Source organism: Bacillus cereus group sp. MYBK108-1, from assembly GCF_051917185.1.
Taxonomy (GTDB): domain Bacteria; phylum Bacillota; class Bacilli; order Bacillales; family Bacillaceae_G; genus Bacillus_A; species Bacillus_A cereus.
The window spans coordinates 25,604-43,909 of record NZ_JBQAHZ010000006.1 but is presented as its reverse complement, the minus strand read 5'-3'; the positions used below and the strand labels follow the sequence as shown (position 1 = coordinate 43,909).

Sequence of the window (18,306 nt, the reverse complement as noted above, 5' to 3'; positions counted from 1 at the left end):
TTTACTATGTTCCTTACATATTAAAGTTTTTAGAAAGAATCATATGTAAGCATAATAAGGGAGAAAAGTTGATTTTTTATTTCTAAAAACTGTATATTGAAGAGGAATATTCCTATATACGTAAAGGAGGGCTATAAATGAAACTAATGGAACAACAACTACATGAGTTAGGTGGTTTGCGCGTACATATTATTCCGACTGATAAATATAAAACGAATACCTTTGTATTTCGTTTTAAAGCGCCTTTAAATGAGGAGACGGTGACAGAGCGTGCCCTATTGCCATACGTATTGCAAAGTGCGACAGAAAAATTACCTTCTGTAATTCGTCTTCGTCAATATTTAGAAGAATTATACGGATCTTCTTTAGCGGTAGATGTAAGTAAAAAAGGGGAAGACCATATTATCTCCATTTATGTAGACATTGCAAATGAAGTTTATTTACATGATGCACCACCGTTATTTGAAAAAGCGCTTTCTATGTTGTCAGATATTGTGTTACATCCAGCAACGGAGGGGAACGGTTTCCTATCTTCTATCGTAGAAAGTGAAAAAAGAGCACTGTTACAGAGAATTGAAGCTACTTATGATGATAAAATGCGTTATGCAAACGAGCGTTTAATTGAAGAAATGTGCAAAGTAGAACCGTATCGTTTAAGTGCAAATGGAAAAAAAGAGAGTGTTATGTCTATTACAAATGAAAGTTTGTATCAATATTATCAAAAGGTGTTAGCGGAAGATGAAATGGATCTATATATTATTGGTGATATTTCAGAAAACGCCGTTGATCTTGTAAGTAAGTATTTTTCTATTTCAACTCGTCCAGTGAGAGAAAGAAATGTACTCCTTCATAGACGAAATAATGAAGAAAAAGAAGTTGTTGAAAAACAAGAATTAAAACAAAGTAAATTACACATCGGTTATCGTACATTTGTCACATATAAAGATGAAGATTATTTTGCATTGCAATTGTTCAATGGATTGTTTGGTGGCTTTTCTCATTCGAAGTTATTCGTAAATGTGCGTGAAAAAAATAGTTTAGCGTACTATGCAGCATCGCGCTTTGAAAGTCATAAAGGTTTATTATTTGTTATGTCAGGAATCGAAGCGAAAAATTATGAAAAAGCAGTTGAGATTATTAAAGAACAAATGCTTGCGATGCAAAACGGAGAGTTTTCTGAAGAAGAAATACATCAAACAAAAAGTGTCATCCAAAATCAAATATTAGAGGCAATTGATACACCACGTGGCTTTGTAGAAATGCTATATCATGGTATTATTTCAGATCGTACACGTCCAGTTGAAGAATGGCTTACAGGTATAGAAAGTGTGACGAAAGAAGAAATTGTAAAAGTTGCTAAAAATATTGAACTAGATACAATTTACTTTTTACAAGGAACGGAGGGAGAGTAAATGGAGAAAATTGTTTATGAGCAATTAAAAGAAACACTCTATTATGAAAAACTTCCTAATGGATTAGATGTATATGTTTTACCGAAACAAGGATTTAATAAAACATTTGCGACGTTTACGACGAAATATGGTTCTGTAGATAATACATTTGTACCATTAGGGAAAGAAGAAATGATTCGTGTGCCTGATGGAATTGCACATTTTCTTGAGCATAAATTATTTGAAAAAGAAGATCACGATGCTTTCCAATTGTTTAGTAAACAAGGAGCATCGGCAAATGCTTTTACATCCTTTACACGAACAGCTTACCTTTTTTCATGTACTTCAAACGTAGAACAAAATTTAAATACATTGCTAAACTTCGTGCAAGAGCCTTATTTCTCTGAAAAAACGGTTGAAAAAGAGAAGGGGATAATTGGGCAAGAAATTCAAATGTATCAAGATAACCCAGATTGGCGTTTGTACTTCGGGTTAATTGATAGCTTGTTTGTAAAACACCCAATTAAAATTGATATTGCAGGGACAATCGAATCTATTAGTAAAATTACGAAAGATTTATTGTATGAATGTTATGAAACATTTTATCATCCGAGCAATATGTTATTATTTGTTGTGGGTGCAATTGATCCAGAGAAAACAATGGATTTAGTACGTGAAAATCAAGCGAAAAAAGATTATAAAAACCAGCCAGAAATTGTGCGTTCATTTGAAGAAGAACCAAATGAGGTAAATGAAAAGAAAAAAATTATTTCAATGCCTGTGCAAACACCGAAATGTTTAGTTGGTATTAAAGCGACTAATTTAAAGGAAAAGGGGCAAGCGCTTTTAAAACAAGAAATTGCGCTTACGTTACTCTTAGATTATTTATTTGGGAAAAGTTCTGTTCATTACGAAACTTTATATAATGAAGGGCTTATTGATGATTCATTCTCGTATGACTATACAGAAGAAAATAACTTCGGTTTTGCAATGGTTGGCGGTGATACGAAACAACCTGATGAATTGGCAAATCGTTTAAAAGATATTTTATTAAAAACAGATTATGATCAATTAGATGCGGCGGCATTAGAACGAGTGAAGAAAAAGAAAATTGGTGGTTTTTTACGCTCGTTGAATTCACCAGAATATATTGCAAATCAATTTACACGATACGCGTTTAATGAATCTAGCCTATTTGACGCATTGACTGTATTAGAAGGACTAACCGTTCAAGACTTACAAGAAGTAGCGAAATTATTGTTATCAGAAGACAAAATGAGTATTTGTCAGGTGTTACCGAAAAAATAAAATTAAAAAGATACCCTCATCTTATCATTGAAAAATTGTAAGATGAGGGTATTATTTAGTTATGTGAAAATTGAACTTGTAGAGATAAGAGAGGGACTTTATGAAAAAGTATGCGTTAGTAACTGGAGGGAGCGGAGGAATTGGCTCTGCTATTTCGAAACAATTAATTCAAGATGGATATACAGTTTATGTTCATTACAATAACAGTGAAGAAAAGGTATTGGAATTGCAGAAGGCATGGGGAGAAGTTATCCCTGTTCAAGCGAATTTAGCTTCTAGTGATGGAGCAGAGCAATTGTGGGGACAAATTGAACATCCTATTGATGTTATTGTATACGCAGCTGGGAAGAGTATTTTTGGACTAGTAACAGATGTAACAAACGATGAATTGGATTATATGGTAGAACTTCAAGTGAAGAACGTATATAAATTACTTTCTACGGCACTTCCGCCTATGATCGGGAGAAGAAGTGGTAATATTGTAATTGTTTCATCTATATGGGGACAAATAGGGGCTTCTTGTGAAGTGCTTTATTCAATGGTAAAAGGGGCACAAAATTCATATGTGAAAGCTTTAGCGAAAGAAGTTTCTTTAAGTGGATTACGTGTGAATGCAGTAGCACCAGGAGCAATTGAAACGGAAATGTTAAGTGTTTTTTCTGAAGAAGATAAAATGGGAATTGCTGAAGATATACCATTAGGTAGAATAGGATTACCAGAAGAAGTAGCGAAAACAGTTTCATTCCTCGTATCACCAGGAGCGTCTTACATAACTGGACAAATTATCGGAGTGAATGGCGGTTGGCACTGCTAAAAAATTCTTACATAAAAAATGAATAGTTGCATAAATTAAGGATGATTTTATTACTCAATAGTGAGGTGCTTAATTATGTCAGTATTAGATAATTTTGATCAGTGGAAGAGCTTTTTAGGAGAACGTTTAGAGCAAGCGCAAGACAAAGGTTTAGATGGCGGTGCGGTATCAGATATGGCGTTTCGTGTTGGCGACTATCTTGCTAATGAGGTAGAAGGACGCAATGACCAAGAGAAATTATTAGCTGAGCTTTGGAAAGTTGCTGATGAACAGGAGCAACATACAATTGCAAATTTAATGGTTAAGTTCGTACAACATAAGTAAAAGTAGAGAGGAGATTCTCCTCTCTACTTTTTTTGTATAATAATTACAAAGGGTAGATTATACATTTAGCTTCCCTATTAAGGTGAAATCATATAATATAGTACGTAGGTGTAAAGTAAGCAAGGGGAGTGATCTTGGATGATTGAATGGTATTTTGAATATGAAATACATAAAAACCGACCTGGCTTGCTTGGTGACGTTTCTTCGTTAATCGGTATGCTCGGCATTAATATTGTCACAATTAATGGTGTAGATAATGCACGACGTGGGTTACTTCTTATGTGTGATAATCAAGAGCAAATCTCTAGACTTGAATCAATTTTAAATACGATGGATAACATAACGGTAACGAAATATCGTCCGCCCAAGCTAAGAGATAAGCTAGCGGTTAGACATGGTAGGTACATACAACGAGATGCAGATGATAAGAAAACATTTCGATTTGTGCGTGATGAATTAGGCTTACTTGTAGACTTTATGGCAGAAATTATGAAAAAAGAAGGCCATAAACTAATTGGGATACGCGGAATGCCTCGTGTCGGAAAAACAGAATCCATTGTTGCTGCAAGTGTTTGTGCAAATAAAAGGTGGTTATTTGTATCATCTACTCTTATTAAGCAAACTGTTCGTAGTCAATTAATTGAAGATGAGTATAGCGATGACAATATTTTCATCCTAGATGGAATTGTGTCAACGAAGCGTGCTAACGAAAGACATTGGCAGCTCGTTCGTGAAATTATGAGATTGCCTGCAACGAAAGTTGTGGAACATCCTGATGTATTTGTGAGTCAGTCAGAATACACATTGGATGATTTTGATTATATTATCGAGTTGCGTAACGATTATGATGAAGAAATTCAATATAATTTAGTAGATGAAATTGAGCAAGGTACGCAAAATAATTTCTCTATGTTTGACTTTTAAAGAAATATTGAGGTGTTAGTAGTGACGGAATTGGGACAAAAGCTGAAAGAAGCAAGAGAAGCGAAAGGCTTGTCTATTGATCAGCTGCATGAGATTACAAAAATTCAAAAACGCCATTTAGTGGCAATTGAAGAAGGCAATTATGATGTATTGCCAGGAGCTTTTTATGCGCGTGCATTCATTAAACAATACGCAGATGCGGTTGGATTAAATGGAGAGGAACTGCTCGTAGAACATCAGAGTACGATACCACAATCTGAAAAGCGTGAAGTTCCACAAGTATCAACGGGACAAAAAACACAAGAAACAATGCAAAAATCTTCATCATGGCCAATTGCAGATCACATGCCGAAAATCTTAGTTGCGCTGTTAGTAATTGCAGTTGGAGTGGTAATCTGGTTTGTGTTTCAAGCGTTAACTGGAAAAGATGATGAAAAAGTTCCGAGCGCTCAAAGTGAGAAAATTGAAGTTCAAAAAGCGAAAGATTCTCCGTTAGATACGAAGAAAGATGAAGTGAAAGCGGAAGAGCCAAAAAAAGAGGAACCAAAGAAAGAAGAACCAAAGAAAGAAGAACCAAAGAAAGAGGAGCAACCAGCACAACCAACTGGACAGCAAGAAGTGAAAGTAGTTGGAACAACTGGAAAAGTATCTACTTTGGAAATTCATAATAATAAAACATTAGAACTGGAATTATCGGGTAAAGGTGCGAGTTATGTAGATGTTAAAGATGATGCTGGGAATGTGATTCTAAACGCTACAGTACAAGAGGGCCAAATAGAAAAACGTGATGTATCAACATTAAAAGAAGTGCGACTTAATATTGGAAATGCAACGAATGTTGAAGTTAAACTGAATGGCCAAGTGGTCGCTTATCCATTGGATCCAGAAAAAGAACTTCACCAAAGATTGGTGATAAAAAACCAAGGGATAGAGCAACCTGCACAATAACAGTCATCGCTTCGATGACTTTTTTTCGATGAACAAATGTTTTTGATATGATGGAGGAATAGCTGTGAATTTACCAAATAAAATTACAATATCTAGAATCTTCTTAATTCCAATTTTTATGGTAATTATGTTAGCACCCTTTGATTGGGGTTCATACAAAATTGGTGATGTTGATTTACCGATTCAACATTTAGTGGGGGCACTTATCTTTATCATTGCTTCAGCTACAGATTGGATTGATGGACATTACGCAAGAAAATATAATCTTGTAACGAATTTAGGGAAGTTTCTTGACCCGTTAGCTGATAAATTACTTGTTTCGGCAGCACTTATTACATTGGTAGAGATGCAATATGTACCGGCTTGGATTGTTATTGTAATTATCAGTCGTGAGTTTGCGGTAACTGGTTTACGTCTTGTACTTGCTGGAACAGGGGAAGTAGTTGCAGCAAACCAGCTAGGAAAAATTAAGACATGGACACAAATTATTGCGATTGCAGCATATTTATTACACGATGTACCTTTAAATTTAATCCATATTCCAGTTGCGGATATCTTCATATGGATTGCATTAATCTTTACTGTTATTTCAGGATGGGATTATTTCTGGAAAAATAGAGCTGCTTTTGTAAACTCAAAATAGAAGTTTATGGGGGAATTGGGATGAATGCTGAGATTATTGCGGTTGGAACTGAATTATTACTTGGACAAATTGCAAATACAAATGCCCAGTTTTTATCTGAAAAGTTAGCTTCAATCGGAATTAACGTGTACTATCATACTGTTGTTGGTGATAATAATAAGCGATTGCAAAAGGCGATTGAAGCTGCGGAAGAACGTGCTGATATACTTATTTTTACAGGTGGATTAGGACCGACAAAAGATGATTTAACGAAAGAAACGATAGCTGCTAGTTTAGATGAAGAGCTTGTGTATGATGAAAAGGCATTAGCCTTAATAAGTAATTACTTTAAGCGTACAGGCCGTGAATTTACGGAGAATAATAAAAAGCAAGCGCTCGTTTTAAATGGAGCAACAGTATTTGCAAATGATCACGGTATGGCGCCGGGTATGGGGGTAAATAAGAACGGAAAAGTTTATATTTTATTACCAGGGCCGCCAAAAGAAATGAAACCAATGTATGTAAGTTACGTAGAGCCTTTTTTACGTAATTTTACAACAGGAGAAAACATTTATTCTCGTGTGCTTCGTTTCTTCGGTATTGGGGAGTCCCAATTAGAGGTGAAAGTTCAAGATTTAATTGATGGACAAACAAACCCAACAATTGCCCCGTTAGCAAATGATGGAGAAGTGACATTACGTTTAACCGCTAAGCATCAAAATGTTAGCGAAGCGGAGAAACTAATTCAACATGTGGAAGATTTGATTTTAGAAAGAGTAGGAGAATTTTTCTACGGATATGACCAAGAATTTTTGCATTATAAGGCAATCGAGTTATTGAAGAGAAAAGGGTTAACTTTAGCGTGTGCAGAAAGTTTAACAGGTGGTCTTTTTGGAAATCAAGTAACTGAAAACGCTGGTGTTTCTTCTGTGTTTAAAGGCGGTGTCATTTGTTATCATAATGATGTGAAGCAATCTGTTTTACGTGTGCCTGAAGAAGTGTTGCATACTGATGGTGCAGTTAGTAAAGAATGTGCTCGTTATCTTGCTGAAAATGTTAAGGATGTACTAAAAGCGGATATTGGAATTAGTTTCACTGGGGTAGCAGGGCCAGATGCTTCAGAACGGAAAGAACCAGGAACAGTATTTGTTGGGCTTTCGATTAAGGATGAACCAACTGTAGTCTTTTCTCTTAATTTAAGCGGAAGTCGTCAACAAATTAGAGAACGAACAGCAAAATATGGATTTTATCATTTATATAAAAAGCTAGAAGAGATATAAGTTTCTTCTAGTTTTTTTACGGTTAAATTTAGATGTTATTTGATAGAAAATAAAAAAATCGAATAAATGTTCGATTTTTGTTGGCAAATTGAATTGAAAATAGGTATAATAAGATTAGCAATTCAGTTAAGGAGGAATTTTGAATGAGTGATCGTCAAGCAGCGTTAGATATGGCGTTAAAACAAATAGAGAAGCAATTCGGTAAAGGTTCAATTATGAAATTAGGAGAACAAGCGGAGCGTAGAGTTTCTACGGTTTCTAGTGGTTCTTTAGCACTTGATGTGGCACTAGGGGTAGGCGGATATCCACGTGGCCGTATTATCGAAATTTACGGACCTGAAAGTTCAGGTAAAACGACAGTTTCATTACATGCAATTGCAGAAGTACAACGTCAAGGTGGACAAGCAGCATTCATCGATGCGGAGCACGCAATGGATCCTGTATATGCACAAAAATTAGGCGTTAACATAGATGAATTACTATTATCACAGCCTGATACAGGGGAGCAAGGATTAGAAATCGCGGAAGCACTTGTACGAAGTGGTGCGGTTGACATTATCGTAATTGACTCTGTAGCAGCTCTTGTACCGAAAGCAGAGATTGAAGGCGACATGGGTGACTCACACGTAGGTTTACAAGCACGTTTAATGTCACAAGCACTTCGTAAGCTTTCAGGAGCAATCAACAAATCAAAAACAATTGCAATCTTTATTAACCAAATTCGTGAAAAAGTTGGGGTTATGTTCGGAAATCAACTACAAGTTGCTTAATCGAAAAGATTAAGGAGTTTACCATGGGTTTCCCTTGCTAGTGATAGCATGTTAAAAAACCTTGTGAACCTTATTGCCTAAGGGTGTAACTATCCATATAGTTGCTAACGGTGAAGCCCACCATTATTTAGGGTAATACCGTGCCAAGCTCCATAGTGATATGGGGAAGGTGTAGAGACTACCGAAAAGGACTTTTAGTTAACTGAGTAGGGTACGGCAGATGATAGGCTACTGCTGGAAGTGCAAGGCTCTCTGTAAAGAGATGAAGAGATAGTCCAGACTATAGAGATGGAAAATCTATAGATAGTGCCAGAAACAACTCCAGGTGGTCGTGCGTTGAAATTCTATTCAACTGTTCGTCTTGAAGTGCGTCGTGCGGAGCAATTAAAGCAAGGTAACGACATCGTTGGTAATAAAACAAAAGTAAAAGTAGTGAAAAATAAAGTAGCACCACCATTCCGTGTTGCTGAAGTTGATATTATGTACGGAGAAGGTATTTCAAGAGAAGGTGAAATCTTGGATATGGCTTCTGAGCTTGATATCGTTCAAAAGAGCGGTGCTTGGTATTCTTATAATGAAGAACGCCTAGGACAAGGTCGTGAAAATTCGAAGCAGTTCTTAAAAGAAAATACAGATTTAAGAGAAGAAATTGCTTTCTTTATTCGTGAGCATCACGGAATTAGTGAAGATTCTGGTGCTGAGGGCGCAGAAGATTCAACTCTTCTTGATTAAAAAAATAAAAGACACGGCCTCGTGTCTTTTATTTTTTTATCTACTATTAAGGAGCATAATACTATAGATAAAAAATATTTTTTTACTTCAAATGCGTTGTGTAAAGAGGGATATATAAATATTTTAAGTAAAAGAAATGGGAATTACTAAGGTTTTCCAGTATAGTAGGCTCCTTACTTTTAAAATTTAGGTCACATTCAAGGCTGAAGGCAAAGAAAGTAAAAGTAGACAACGCTTGACAATGAAAATTACGATAGATACAATGAGAATGTATATTTTTTCTTATATACAATATACTCTTCTCAAGAAGAGAAGTAATATTCGGAGTAAGGTTTAAATCTTACCGAAATAATAATATGACATTTTAATTGTGAAATGAAGAAAGTCCCTTAAAAAAGCGGGACGACGGTCTTTGCTGTATGTTGTAATTCAATGTACATGCCGACAGTCTTTTTTCATTCATAGCAAGGGGAGGTGAAATCATGACGAGTACAGTTTGGATACTCATCTCCATTTTGCTTGCAACAGTCGGTGCAGTTGTTGGCTTTTTTGTTCGAAAGTCTATTGCTGAAGCGAAGATTAATGGTGCGGCTAATGAAGCGAGACGTATTTTAGACGAAGCGAATCGTGATGCTGAAGCACTTAAGAAAGAAGCGCTTTTAGAAGCAAAGGATGAAATTCATACACTTCGTACAGAAGCTGAATTAGAAATTCGTGACCGTAGAAGCGAATTACAAAAACAAGAAAATCGTTTAATGCAAAAAGAAGAGAACCTTGATCGTAAAGACGAAACGCTCGATAAACGCGAGCAACAGTTAGAGAAGAAAGAGGAATCTCTTGTAGCGAGACAACAACAGATTGAAGAGTTGGAAAGCAAAGTGGGAGAGTTAGTTCAAAAGCAACAAACAGAATTAGAGCGCATTTCCAATCTGACACGCGAACAAGCGAAAGCAATTATTCTTGGTAAAGTAGAAAGTGAAGTTTCTCATGAAATCGCTGTTATGGTAAAAGAGAGTGAAGTTCGCGCGAAAGAAGAAGCGGATAAGAAAGCAAAAGAGATTTTATCTCTTGCAATGCAAAGATGTGCAGCTGATCATGTTGCTGAAACAACCGTTTCGGTTGTAAATCTTCCAAATGACGAAATGAAGGGACGTATTATCGGGCGTGAAGGTCGTAATATTCGTACGTTAGAAACGTTAACGGGTATTGACTTAATTATCGATGATACACCAGAGGCAGTAATCCTTTCTGGATTCGACCCAATTCGTCGTGAAACAGCTCGTATCGCTCTTGATAAACTAGTACAGGACGGACGTATTCACCCAGCGCGTATTGAAGAGATGGTCGAAAAATCAAGACGTGAAGTGGACGAGTATATTCGCGAAGTCGGAGAGCAAACAACGTTTGAAGTGGGTGTTCATGGATTACATCCAGATTTAATTAAAATTTTAGGTCGTTTAAAATACCGTACAAGTTATGGTCAAAACGTCTTAAAACACTCTATGGAAGTTGCATATTTAACTGGACTTATGGCGGCAGAGCTTGGCGAGGATGAAAAACTAGCAAGACGTGCAGGTCTATTACATGATATCGGAAAAGCGATTGACCATGAAGTAGAAGGAAGCCACGTTGAAATTGGTGTTGAACTTGCAACGAAATATAAAGAGCATCCTGTAGTTATAAACAGTATCGCATCTCACCATGGTGACACAGAACCAACTTCTATCATTGCAGTTTTAGTTGCAGCAGCAGATGCTTTATCAGCTGCAAGACCGGGAGCTCGTAGTGAAACACTTGAAAACTATATTCGTCGTCTTGAAAAGTTAGAAGAGATTTCAGAGTCTTATGAAGGCGTTGAAAAGTCATTTGCAATTCAAGCAGGACGTGAAGTTCGTATTTTGGTAAAACCAGATACAATCGATGACTTAGAAGCTCATCGTTTAGCTCGTGATATCCGAAAACGTATTGAAAATGAACTGGATTACCCAGGACATATTAAAGTAACTGTTATTCGTGAAACACGTGCAGTGGAATACGCAAAATAAAGTGGTGAAACACCACTTTATTTTTTTGTGTTGGAATTGGATAAAATAAAGACAGTTAGTTATATAGTATAAAAGTGAAACAAACTTATAATAAACATATTATAAGGAATTTACTTGATGCTATAGCAATAAAAAATGCAGTACATAGAAAGGGTAAGACATATGAGAATATTATTTGTTGGGGATGTAGTAGGATCTCCTGGTAGAGGTATGATTCAACAATACGTACCGGCATTAAAGAAAAAATATACACCTACAGTAACAATCATTAATGGAGAAAACGCAGCAGGTGGCCGTGGGATTACAGAAAAAATATATCGAAACTTTTTAGAATGTGGGGCGCAAGCAGTTACACTTGGAAACCACGCTTGGGATAATCGTGAAGTATTTGAATTCATCGATGATGCAAAATATCTTGCAAGACCAGCTAACTTCCCAGAAGGAACTCCAGGAAAAGGACTTATCTTTGTGAACTGTAATGGAACAGAAGTTGCAGTTATTAACTTACAAGGACGTACTTTCCTTCCTCCGATTGATTGTCCATTCCGTAAAGTGGATGAATTAATTAATATTGCGAAAAAACGTACGAATATTATCTTTGTTGACTTCCATGCGGAAACTACAAGTGAAAAACAAGCGCTAGGTTGGTATGTAGATGGACGTGCTACAGCAGTAGTAGGTACGCATACGCATGTCCCTACAGCAGATAACCGTATTTTACCAAGCGGAACGGCATACATTACAGATGTTGGAATGACAGGGCCGTATGATGGAATATTAGGTATGGATAGAGAAGCAGTATTGAAGAAGTTTTTAACAAACTTACCAGTACGATTTGAAGTAACAAATGGTAGAACGCAATTAAGTGCAGTGTTAATTGATGTGGATCCAAATACAGGAAAAGCAAAGAAAATTGAACGTATTTTAATTAATGACGATCAACCATTTTTTGAGTAAATTCCCGTTAAATTTTAGATAAGTTATTATATTTTAATTTTTTAGAAAAATTACGAAAATTTAGCAGGAATACGCGCCATTCCTCGTGAATATAAGTTAAAGTGAAATAATTGCTAATACTTTTTAAAGAAACGAGGAGGAAACGCGGAATGGAAATATTAAAAGTTAAAGCAACGTCGGTCCCTAATTCTGTAGCTGGTGCACTTGCAGGTGTTATTCGCGAACGCGGAACAGCAGAAATTCAAGCTATTGGTGCAGGTGCATTGAACCAAGCGGTAAAGGCAGTAGCAATTGCAAGAGGATTTGTAGCGCCTAGTGGTTTGGACCTGATTTGTATCCCAGCGTTTACAGATATTATGATTGATGGCGAAGAGCGTACAGCAATAAAATTAATTGTAGAACCTCGTTAAGTTTTAAACAACCTGTTTGCAGTATGCAAACAGGTTGTTTTTATAATGGAGGAATGAAAATGAAAATTTTTGATGCTCATTGTGACGTGCTTCTTCAGTTATGGAGTGCACAAGGGAAAAGGAATTTTAACGATGATTCACAATTACATATTACATTTGAACAGTTAAAGAGAAGAAAAGGAAGTATACAATGTTTTGCTATATATGTACCAGAAACAGTGGCATATGAAAACCGATTTGAAGCAGCATTACAAATGGTAGATATTTTTTATAATGAAATTTTATCCCTACCAGGTGTAAAGTTTATTCAGACAAAAGATGATATTAACATGTTAAAACAGGACGAGGTTGGAGCGATATTAACACTAGAAGGATGCGAAGCAATTGGAAAAGAAGCAATGAAATTACGGTTGTTGTATCGCCTAGGAGTACGTTCTTTTGGACTAACATGGAATTATGCCAATCTCTTAGCTGATGGTGCGCTAGAGACACGTGGGGCGGGTTTAACGAATTTTGGTAAACAGGTTGTACAAGAACTGAATGCGCTACATGTATGGACTGATGTGTCTCATCTGAATGAAAGAAGTTTTTGGGATGTTATAGAGATTGCAAAAAATCCTATTGCTTCCCACTCAAATTGTATGAAACTTTGCGAGCACCCACGTAATTTAAACGATGAACAACTTAAAGCTCTTATAAAGAAAAATGGCATGATCGGTGTCACTTTTGTACCGCAGTTTCTAACGAATGAAAATGAAGCAAATATAACAGATATAGTAAGACATATCGAATATATTTGTTCATTAGGTGGAGAGTACAATATAGGATTTGGTTCAGATTTTGATGGGATTTTAGAAACAGTTGTAAATGTATCAGTTTATCGAGATTATGAAAATGTAATGAATGAGCTTTGTAAACACTATGCTACATCTACTGTAGAACGATTTTTATATGATAATTTTGTAGAACATATGAGTTTTTAAGTTTCGGTTTAAAATTCAGAAAAATTAAAATTAATTCATTTGATTTTATTGCTTTTTTTAAGACCTAATACTAGAATGAAAAACAAAATAGCTTTATACTAAAGATTCAGGGAAATCAGAAGAGGCATAATTTGCGTCCGTTGTAGTTTATTTGCATAAAAAATGCTAAACTATTACTGTAAAAAAATACACTACAATGAATGCAGCCAAAAGGGGTGTAGGAGATGATTAGTCAACTTTCATGGAAAGTTGGAGGCCAACAAGGTGAAGGAATTGAAAGTACAGGAGAAATCTTCTGTATTGCATTAAACCGATTAGGATATTACCTATACGGTTACCGCCACTTCTCATCACGTATAAAAGGCGGCCATACAAATAATAAAATTCGTGTAAGTACAACAGAAGTACGAGCGATCTCAGATGATTTAGATATTTTAATTGCTTTTGACCAAGAAACAATTGATTTTAATTTCCACGAACTACGTCCAGGTGGAATTGTAGTTGCGGATGCGAAATTTAATCCAACAATACCTGACAATACAGATGTAAATCTATATGTGATACCGTTTACAGATATTGCTTCAGAATTAGGCACATCATTAATGAAAAACATGGTTGCTGTTGGAGCATCAAGTGCAGTATTAGGATTAGATGAAACAGCTTATTTAGATGTTGTTGAAGAAATCTTTGGTCGTAAAGGAGAGCAAGTCGTTCAAAAGAATATGGACGCAATTAAACGTGGCTCTCAATATATGAAAGAATTACTAGGTGAGAAAGTAAACATGATGCAGCTTGAAAAAGCTGATGGTAAAAAACGCATGTTTATGATTGGGAACGATGCAATCGCATTTGGTGCGGTAGCTGGTGGTGCTCGTTTTATGTCAGCATACCCAATCACACCTGCATCAGAAATTATGGAATACTTAATTAAAAAATTACCGAAAGTCGGCGGAACAGTAATCCAAACTGAGGATGAAATCGCAGCTTGTACAATGGCAATCGGTGCAAACTATGCTGGTGTTCGTACATTAACGGCATCTGCTGGTCCAGGTCTTTCATTAATGATGGAAGCAATCGGTTTAGCAGGTATTACAGAAACTCCATTAGTAATTGTTGATACACAACGTGGCGGCCCAAGTACAGGATTACCAACTAAGCAAGAACAGTCTGACTTAATGGCGATGATTTACGGTACGCATGGTGAAATTCCAAAAATCGTAATGGCGCCAAGTACAGTTGAAGAAGCTTTCTATGACATTGTAGAAGCATTTAACTTATCTGAAGAATATCAAGTTCCTGTTATTTTCTTAACGGATTTACAGCTTTCTTTAGGAAAACAAACAGTAGAACCACTTAAATTAGATAAAGTGGAAATTCGTCGTGGTAAGCTTGATTTAGAAGTAGAATTACCAGAACGTGAAAATAAAGCATACTTCAAGCGTTATGAAGTAACAGAAGACGGCGTTTCACCACGTGTTTTACCTGGTATGAAAAATGGTGTTCACCATGTTACAGGTGTAGAACATGATGAAACTGGAAAACCATCGGAATCAGCAATAAACCGTAAAGATCAAATGGACAAACGTTTCCGTAAAATGGAGAACTTGAAGTTTAATACCCCTGTTTATAAAAATGTTAAGTATGAAGAAGCAGACGTATTGCTTGTTGGATTTAACTCAACTCGTGGTGCGATCGAAGAGGCAATGACGCGTTTAGAACAAGAGGGTATGAAAGTAAACCATGCTCATGTGCGTTTAATTCACCCGTTCCCAACAGCTGAAATCGATCCACTTGTGAAAAAGGCGAAGCGTGTTGTAGTAGTAGAAAACAATGCAACAGGTCAGCTTGCTAACATTATGAAAATGAATCTTGGTAATGGTGAGAAAATTTCTAGTCTTTTAAAATATGATGGAAACCCATTCTTGCCGAAAGAGATTTACAACGAATGCAAAAAAGGGGTTGTATTAAATGGCAACATTTAAGGACTTTCGTAACAGTGTAAAGCCAAACTGGTGCCCAGGTTGCGGAGACTTCTCAGTGCAAGCTGCAATTCAACGTGCGGCAGCTAACGTTGGCCTAAATCCAGATGAACTTGCTGTTATTTCTGGTATCGGCTGTTCAGGCCGTATTTCAGGTTATATTAATTCATATGGTGTGCATAGTATTCATGGTCGTGCCCTTCCAATTGCGCAAGGTGTGAAAATGGCAAATCGTGATTTAACAGTTATTGCTTCAGGTGGTGACGGTGATGGATTTGCGATTGGTATGGGTCATACAATCCATTCTATTCGTCGTAATATCGACATTACGTACATCGTAATGGATAACCAAATTTACGGATTAACAAAAGGGCAAACTTCACCACGTAGTGAAGCTGGATTTAAAACGAAAAGCACACCACAAGGTTCAATTGAACCATCACTAAATGTAATGGAAATGGCCTTAACAGCTGGTGCGACATTTGTGGCGCAAAGCTTTTCGAGTGATTTAAAAGAATTAACACAAATTATTGAAGCTGGTATTAACCATAAAGGATTTTCATTAATTAACGTATTTAGCCCATGTGTTACTTACAATAAAGTAAATACTTACGATTGGTTTAAAGAGAATTTAACGAAACTAAGCACAGTAGAGGGATATGATCCATCTAATCGCATGATGGCTATGCAAACTTTAATGGAAAATAACGGTTTAGTAACAGGGTTAATTTATCAAAATACTAAGCAACCATCATATCAAGAACTTGTTAAAGGCTATAGTGAAGAGCCTTTAGTGAAATCTGATTTAAATATGGATCAGAAAATGTTTGATGAGCTTGTTGCTGAATTTATGTAATGTAAGAAGAGGAGGTTGCCGATTTGGTAACCTTTTTTTATGTACAAAAATATAGGGTAGTCTTATTTACTTAGAAAATTCAGAATGATAAAATAATATATAAATCGTTGTATGAAAATGGCAAGTTCATTGCTTATGAAATGTAAGATAATAAAGGGCCTCTTTATTGTTAAAATTGGCGAAATACATCATACTATGGTAATGTTTATAGGGATAAAGCAATATGCTTTTTGGTAGGACAACAAGAAATGATAAAAAGGGAATGTCTATTTGCGTGGGGAAGACTTCATTCTTATGAATGATTAGATTGATTACTCAAGTTTCAAAGGACAAGTTATCTCTCAAGCTATCTAACCATTTTTGAGGTGAGTCTAGGCGCATTAAAATGGACTATAGAGTATGTATAGTTAAGGGTGAAAGGAGATTACCGATGAACGAGCAACAACGATTAGCAAGTCAACAAGCAAATTCCTCTACGAAAAAAGAAGAGAAAGATTATAGTAAATACTTTGAAAGTGTATATCAACCACCTTCCTTAAAGGATGCGAAAAAGCGCGGGAAAGAAGAAGTTAAAATTGAACGGGATTTTGGCTTACCTGAAGAGTTTCGCAATTTTGGTACAGGAAGAAAGTTCTATATTCGTACATATGGTTGTCAAATGAATGAGCATGATACGGAAGTAATGGCAGGCATTTTCACCGCACTTGGATATGAACCAACTTTTTCAACTGAGGATGCAGATGTAGTTTTATTAAACACTTGTGCAATTCGTGAAAATGCTGAAAATAAGGTGTTTGGTGAGCTAGGCCATTTAAAGTCACTCAAACGAAGAAATCCAGACCTTTTAATTGGTGTATGTGGTTGTATGTCTCAAGAGGAATCTGTTGTAAATAAAATTATGCAAAAAAATCAGCATGTAGATATGGTATTTGGAACGCATAATATTCATAGATTACCGTACATTCTAAAAGATGCGATGTTCTCGAAAGAGACGGTAGTTGAAGTATGGTCAAAAGAAGGTGACGTAATTGAAAACCTTCCGAAAGTACGTCGTGGTGATATTAAAGCTTGGGTAAATATTATGTATGGCTGTGATAAATTCTGTACGTATTGTATTGTACCGTATACACGCGGAAAAGAGCGAAGTAGACGTCCAGAAGATATTATCCAAGAGATTCGTCATTTAGCTGCAAATGGTTATAAAGAAATTACTTTACTTGGTCAAAACGTAAATGCATATGGTAAAGACTTTGAAGATATAGAATACGGTCTTGGCGATTTAATGGACGAACTTCGTAAAGTTGATATTGCCCGTATTCGTTTTACAACGAGCCATCCACGTGATTTCGATGATCACTTAATTGAAGTGCTTGGCAAAGGTGGCAACCTAGTAGAACATATCCATTTACCAGTTCAATCTGGAAGTACGGATATGCTGAAAATTATGGCACGTAAATATTCGCGTGAGCATTATTTAGAACTTGTAAGAAAAATTAAAGAAGCAATTCCAGATGCAGTATTAACAACAGATATTATCGTTGGTTTTCCAAATGAAACAGATGAGCAATTTGAAGAAACGATGTCGTTATATCGTGAAGTAGGGTTTGATACTGCCTTTACATTCATTTACTCTCCTCGCGAAGGTACACCAGCTGCAAAAATGAAAGATAATGTACCGATGGAAGTAAAGAAAGAACGTCTTCAACGCTTAAATACACTAGTAAATACGTTGGCAATTGAAAAGAATAGTCGTTACAAAGGTCAAATTGTAGAAGTGTTAGTTGATGGGGAAAGTAAAAATAATCCGGAAGTACTTGCAGGTTATACTCGTACGAATAAACTTGTAAACTTCGTCGCTTCAAAATCTTTAATTGGACAGCTTGTGAAAGTAAAAATAACGGAAGCAAAAACTTGGTCTCTTAACGGGGAATTAGTTGAAGAGCCGATTGAGGTGAAATAATAG

General features: G+C 36.1%; 15 protein-coding genes and 2 pseudogenes. All 17 read left to right on the top strand.

Going from position 1 to position 18,306, the window contains the following annotated elements:
* Positions 1 to 137 precede the first annotated feature (137 nt).
* The 17 genes and pseudogenes from yfmF to miaB all read left to right on the top strand — a co-directional run bounded on the left by yfmF (position 138) and on the right by miaB (position 18,303).
* On the top strand, positions 138 to 1,412 hold the full coding sequence (yfmF, locus tag ACTFSL_RS11235; protein ID WP_000772418.1) for an EF-P 5-aminopentanol modification-associated protein YfmF: 1,275 nt from the start codon (positions 138 to 140) through the stop codon (positions 1,410 to 1,412).
* Positions 1,413 to 2,699 carry an EF-P 5-aminopentanol modification-associated protein YfmH gene (gene yfmH, locus ACTFSL_RS11230; RefSeq protein WP_000411976.1) on the top strand — a complete coding sequence of 429 codons (1,287 nt, stop codon included), beginning with the start codon at positions 1,413 to 1,415 and terminating at the stop codon, positions 2,697 to 2,699. It begins immediately after the preceding gene.
* Positions 2,700 to 2,799: 100 nt separating this feature from the next.
* Positions 2,800 to 3,513, top strand: a complete 714-nt coding sequence (gene ymfI, locus ACTFSL_RS11225) for an elongation factor P 5-aminopentanone reductase (RefSeq protein WP_440041740.1) — start codon at positions 2,800 to 2,802, stop codon at positions 3,511 to 3,513.
* Between the two features lie 75 nt (positions 3,514 to 3,588).
* Positions 3,589 to 3,837 (top strand): DUF3243 domain-containing protein, encoded by a 249-nt coding sequence (locus ACTFSL_RS11220; RefSeq protein ID WP_000114450.1) that lies wholly within the window; start codon positions 3,589 to 3,591, stop codon positions 3,835 to 3,837.
* Positions 3,838 to 3,975: 138 nt separating this feature from the next.
* Positions 3,976 to 4,761, top strand: a complete 786-nt coding sequence (locus tag ACTFSL_RS11215; RefSeq protein ID WP_000574107.1) for a DUF3388 domain-containing protein — start codon at positions 3,976 to 3,978, stop codon at positions 4,759 to 4,761.
* A 21-nt stretch (positions 4,762 to 4,782) separates the two neighbouring features.
* Positions 4,783 to 5,709 carry a helix-turn-helix domain-containing protein gene (locus ACTFSL_RS11210; RefSeq protein ID WP_000137459.1) on the top strand — a complete coding sequence of 309 codons (927 nt, stop codon included), beginning with the start codon at positions 4,783 to 4,785 and terminating at the stop codon, positions 5,707 to 5,709.
* Positions 5,710 to 5,773: 64 nt separating this feature from the next.
* Entirely contained in the window at positions 5,774 to 6,352 is a 579-nt protein-coding gene (gene pgsA, locus ACTFSL_RS11205; RefSeq protein ID WP_001052967.1) for a CDP-diacylglycerol--glycerol-3-phosphate 3-phosphatidyltransferase, read from the top strand.
* Between the two features lie 20 nt (positions 6,353 to 6,372).
* Positions 6,373 to 7,611: a competence/damage-inducible protein A gene (locus ACTFSL_RS11200; protein WP_135277281.1), complete on the top strand. Its 1,239-nt coding sequence runs from the start codon at positions 6,373 to 6,375 to the stop codon at positions 7,609 to 7,611.
* Between the two features lie 143 nt (positions 7,612 to 7,754).
* Positions 7,755 to 8,363, top strand: a pseudogene (recA, locus tag ACTFSL_RS11195) (recombinase RecA); the annotation flags it as partial.
* Positions 8,364 to 8,690: 327 nt separating this feature from the next.
* Positions 8,691 to 9,113: pseudogene (locus tag ACTFSL_RS11190) on the top strand (recombinase RecA); the annotation flags it as partial.
* A gap of 482 nt (positions 9,114 to 9,595) precedes the next feature.
* Positions 9,596 to 11,158: a ribonuclease Y gene (gene rny, locus ACTFSL_RS11185; RefSeq protein ID WP_000204911.1), complete on the top strand. Its 1,563-nt coding sequence runs from the start codon at positions 9,596 to 9,598 to the stop codon at positions 11,156 to 11,158.
* A gap of 162 nt (positions 11,159 to 11,320) precedes the next feature.
* Positions 11,321 to 12,115: a TIGR00282 family metallophosphoesterase gene (locus tag ACTFSL_RS11180; RefSeq protein WP_001221095.1), complete on the top strand. Its 795-nt coding sequence runs from the start codon at positions 11,321 to 11,323 to the stop codon at positions 12,113 to 12,115.
* A gap of 149 nt (positions 12,116 to 12,264) precedes the next feature.
* A complete protein-coding gene (gene spoVS / locus ACTFSL_RS11175) occupies positions 12,265 to 12,525 on the top strand; it encodes a stage V sporulation protein SpoVS (protein WP_000404341.1) in 261 nt (86 codons plus the stop codon).
* Between the two features lie 59 nt (positions 12,526 to 12,584).
* On the top strand, positions 12,585 to 13,508 hold the full coding sequence (locus tag ACTFSL_RS11170) for a dipeptidase (protein WP_000688046.1): 924 nt from the start codon (positions 12,585 to 12,587) through the stop codon (positions 13,506 to 13,508).
* Between the two features lie 224 nt (positions 13,509 to 13,732).
* Entirely contained in the window at positions 13,733 to 15,490 is a 1,758-nt protein-coding gene (locus tag ACTFSL_RS11165; RefSeq protein WP_440041739.1) for a 2-oxoacid:acceptor oxidoreductase subunit alpha, read from the top strand.
* Positions 15,477 to 16,343 (top strand): 2-oxoacid:ferredoxin oxidoreductase subunit beta, encoded by an 867-nt coding sequence (locus tag ACTFSL_RS11160; protein ID WP_000190155.1) that lies wholly within the window; start codon positions 15,477 to 15,479, stop codon positions 16,341 to 16,343. The genes ACTFSL_RS11165 and ACTFSL_RS11160 overlap by 14 nt, the downstream gene beginning before the upstream one ends.
* A gap of 430 nt (positions 16,344 to 16,773) precedes the next feature.
* Positions 16,774 to 18,303: a tRNA (N6-isopentenyl adenosine(37)-C2)-methylthiotransferase MiaB gene (miaB, locus tag ACTFSL_RS11155; protein ID WP_001005386.1), complete on the top strand. Its 1,530-nt coding sequence runs from the start codon at positions 16,774 to 16,776 to the stop codon at positions 18,301 to 18,303.
* The last annotated feature ends 3 nt before the right edge of the window (positions 18,304 to 18,306 follow it).

Excerpts from the sequence above, each read along its gene's own strand:
- yfmF (WP_000772418.1), top strand. The coding sequence starts at position 138 with ATGAAACTAATGGAACAACAACTACATGAGTTAGGTGGTTTGCGCGTA.
- yfmH (WP_000411976.1), top strand. The coding sequence starts at position 1,413 with ATGGAGAAAATTGTTTATGAGCAATTAAAAGAAACACTCTATTATGAA.
- ymfI (WP_440041740.1), top strand. The coding sequence starts at position 2,800 with ATGAAAAAGTATGCGTTAGTAACTGGAGGGAGCGGAGGAATTGGCTCT.
- ACTFSL_RS11220 (WP_000114450.1), top strand. The coding sequence starts at position 3,589 with ATGTCAGTATTAGATAATTTTGATCAGTGGAAGAGCTTTTTAGGAGAA.
- ACTFSL_RS11215 (WP_000574107.1), top strand. The coding sequence starts at position 3,976 with ATGATTGAATGGTATTTTGAATATGAAATACATAAAAACCGACCTGGC.
- ACTFSL_RS11200 (WP_135277281.1), top strand. The coding sequence starts at position 6,373 with ATGAATGCTGAGATTATTGCGGTTGGAACTGAATTATTACTTGGACAA.
- rny (WP_000204911.1), top strand. The coding sequence starts at position 9,596 with ATGACGAGTACAGTTTGGATACTCATCTCCATTTTGCTTGCAACAGTC.
- ACTFSL_RS11180 (WP_001221095.1), top strand. The coding sequence starts at position 11,321 with ATGAGAATATTATTTGTTGGGGATGTAGTAGGATCTCCTGGTAGAGGT.
- spoVS (WP_000404341.1), top strand. The coding sequence starts at position 12,265 with ATGGAAATATTAAAAGTTAAAGCAACGTCGGTCCCTAATTCTGTAGCT.
- ACTFSL_RS11170 (WP_000688046.1), top strand. The coding sequence starts at position 12,585 with ATGAAAATTTTTGATGCTCATTGTGACGTGCTTCTTCAGTTATGGAGT.
- ACTFSL_RS11165 (WP_440041739.1), top strand. The coding sequence starts at position 13,733 with ATGATTAGTCAACTTTCATGGAAAGTTGGAGGCCAACAAGGTGAAGGA.
- ACTFSL_RS11160 (WP_000190155.1), top strand. The coding sequence starts at position 15,477 with ATGGCAACATTTAAGGACTTTCGTAACAGTGTAAAGCCAAACTGGTGC.
- miaB (WP_001005386.1), top strand. The coding sequence starts at position 16,774 with ATGAACGAGCAACAACGATTAGCAAGTCAACAAGCAAATTCCTCTACG.